Raw genomic sequence first — 2,965 nt, forward strand, 5'->3', positions numbered from 1 at the left:
GGCGATCTGCAACCTGATCACGAGTTGACCGGCAACTTCGTTTTCGACGAACACACGGCTGACGTCGACATGGTGATGTGGTCGATCGAGGATGCGCGCCAGGAGGCGATGATTCGCCAGCAAGGTCGCGAAGAAGCGGCAGCCGAAGACTGATTTCTGCTGGGCGATCCGGCAAATACCCGGGCACATGTGGGGCTGCACGCTTCGGGCGCCGCGATGCTTACTCATCCATGCTGGCTTTCAGCAATAATCTGCAATCGCCGCCGCCGCCGTTGCGGCATTCTTGGCGATCGACAGGTCGCAAGGGTGGCCGCAGAAACAAAGCCGGGCAGGAATCCATCGTGAATATGGCGATCGAACGCAGTCACCAGATGTTTCCGACTCTGTCGCCAATGCAGCGACAGATCGCAATGCGCTTCGCCGGTGGCCAACCAAAACGCTACGAGCCGAACGAGATCGTTTTTGGATTGGGGGACCAGGGCGCGCCTGCCTTCGTCGTCACTTCCGGGTCCATCGACGTCTTCCGACGAACCGGACTCGGCAACGAGGAATTGATCACCAGCCATCCGGAAGGCGGGATCAGTGGCGAGATCGCGCAGCTGGCGGGGCGTCCGACCCTGGCTGAAGGTCGTGCAGGACCTCAGGGCTGCGAGGCAGTCAGCTTGGATGCCGTTCACCTGCGCGCCTTGATCATCGGTTCAGCCGAGATCGGCGAGACACTGATGCGCGCCTTCATACTGCGACGGACGGCCTTGATCCGAGAGGGTGGCGCCGGACTGATCATCCTTGGCCTGGGCACCGATCCGCGCGTCGTTCGGCTGGAAGAATTCCTGTCTCGAAACGGCTACCCATACTCGGTGCTTTGCCCGGGCGCGGATCCCAATGCGCAATTGCTGGTTGATCGTCTCGCCATCGCCATGGAGGAGATGCCGGTCGTGGTCTGCCCGAACGGCACTGTGCTGCGGCGCCCGAGCGAAGCCGATGTCGGCAGGTGCCTTGGCATCACGCCGACGCTTGATCCTGAAATGGTCCACGACGTGATCGTGGTCGGTGCCGGGCCAGCGGGACTGGCTACGGCGGTGTACGCCGCATCTGAAGGATTGTCCGTACTCGTGCTTGATGCACGGGCTTTCGGTGGCCAGGCCGGCGCATCCGCCCGCATCGAGAACTACTTCGGATTCCCGACCGGGATTTCCGGTATCGCGTTGACCGCTCGCGCTTTCACCCAGGCGCAAAAATTCGGCGCTGAAATTGCAGTGCCTTTGCAAGTTGAACGACTGGAGTGCATCGATCGGAAGGATCACCAACGGCAATTGCCCAGGCTAATCCTGACTGATGGACAAGTCGTGCAGGCGCGAAGCGTGGTCATCGCCTCCGGCGTCCGCTATCGTCAACTCGATATCTCAAACCTTGCGTCGTTTGAGGGTTTCGGCGTCTCGTATTGGGCGTCGGCCATCGAAGCACGACTTTGCGAGGGTGAAGATGTCGCGCTGGTTGGCGGCGGAAATTCCGCCGGGCAGGCAGTCGTATTCCTGGCGCCGAAGGTCAAGCACCTTCACCTCATCATTCGTGGTGAAAGCCTCGAGGCATCGATGTCGAAGTACCTCATCGAGCGCATCAGCGCGTTGCCCAACGTGACCCTGCATCGACGCACGGAAGTCATTGCGCTTGATGGCGAGCACGAGGTTTCGTTGTCCCATGCCACGTTTCGCAACCGAGATACCGGAGCGACCTTCATCATGCCGCTTCGCCATCTGTTCCTGTTCATCGGAGCGGATGCGAATACAGGGTGGCTCAAGGATTGTCCGCTTGAACTGGATGACAAGGGCTATGTAAAGACCGGTGAACAGGCACGTATGGCGGATAGAACTGGCTCTGCACGAGCACCAAAGGCATTGGAGACGAGCATGCATTTCGTCTTTGCCATCGGAGATGTGCGTTCGGGTTCGACCAAGCGGGTTGCTGCGGCCGTGGGCGAAGGTGCGGCCGTGGTCGCGCAGATCCACGAAGCGTTGTCACTTGGCCGTCGTTCTGATTGACTAGGCTTGCCAGCCGCAATGCGACCGGTCAAGCCTTCATGAATGGTGTCGGCAACCCGGCCGAAGGGCGACTAGCCTAGGTATGCCGAAGGTGATGCATTCAGGCCATGCTTGACTTGCCGGGCCGTGTCGTCGACCAGCACTTCCGGAACACCGTTTTCGATAGCTTTCATGACGGCAGAGGCGACATCCTCGGGCTTGGCCTTGGGCGCCTCGACACCGCTGACCATGTCAGTGTCGATGTAGCCCGCATGCACGGCGATGACCAGCGTGCCTTGCTCACGCAACTCGAGACGTAGTCCATTGGTCAATGCCCAGGCCGCGGCCTTCGATACCGAATAGGCGCCGGTGTTCGGCAGACTGATCCAGCTCAGCGCCGAGAGCATATTCACAATGGCGCCGCCTCCGTTGCTCTTCAGCACCGGTGCGAATGCGCGACTGACTGCGTGGACACCGTGAAGATTGGTCGCCAATACCTTCTGCAAGGCTTCCTCGCCATCGCTAGCCAGCAACGCCGTATTGCCGATGACGCCGGCATTATTGATGATGATCTCGACATCGACGCACTGCCTCGCTGCCTCGGCGAGATCAATCGCACTGGTGACGTCGAGCTTGACCGGCACGACACCGGACAGGGGCACGGATGCGGGATCGCGAGCGCCGGCGTAAACCCTGCTCGCACCGGCGGCAAGCAGCGCCCTGGCATAGGCGAGACCGAGGCCGCGGTTGGCGCCGGTGACAAGTGCGGTGCTGCCCTGAATCTTCATTCCGGTCTCCGTTTGGATGGGTGTCCACGCATCGCCAAGACTTCCACGGAAGTACTCGGTGTCGGGCGCAGTCTGCGATAGATATGGCGATCCTGGTGGAACGGCACGAGCATCGGCTTTGCCGAGCACGACCCGGATTTGGTCATCGGGCCTGGCTTG

2 protein-coding genes and 1 pseudogene are annotated in these 2,965 nt (G+C 60.8%); 2 read left to right on the forward strand and 1 reads right to left on the reverse strand.

Translation table 11 applies throughout. The features are described from left to right. Positions 1-153, forward strand: a pseudogene (locus tag WBP53_RS16025) (PA4780 family RIO1-like protein kinase); the annotation flags it as partial. Between the two features lie 194 nt (positions 154-347). Next, positions 348-2,039, forward strand: coding sequence for an FAD-dependent oxidoreductase (locus WBP53_RS16030; protein ID WP_423930726.1), 1,692 nt, complete (start codon positions 348-350; stop codon positions 2,037-2,039). A 71-nt stretch (positions 2,040-2,110) separates the two neighbouring features. Here the strand turns inward: WBP53_RS16030 and WBP53_RS16035 are convergent. After that, positions 2,111-2,965 (reverse strand): SDR family oxidoreductase (locus WBP53_RS16035; RefSeq protein WP_423930724.1); only part of this gene is annotated, 855 nt, incomplete at its 5' end.

Source organism: Dokdonella sp. (assembly GCF_049593775.1).
Lineage (GTDB): Bacteria > Pseudomonadota > Gammaproteobacteria > Xanthomonadales > Rhodanobacteraceae > Dokdonella.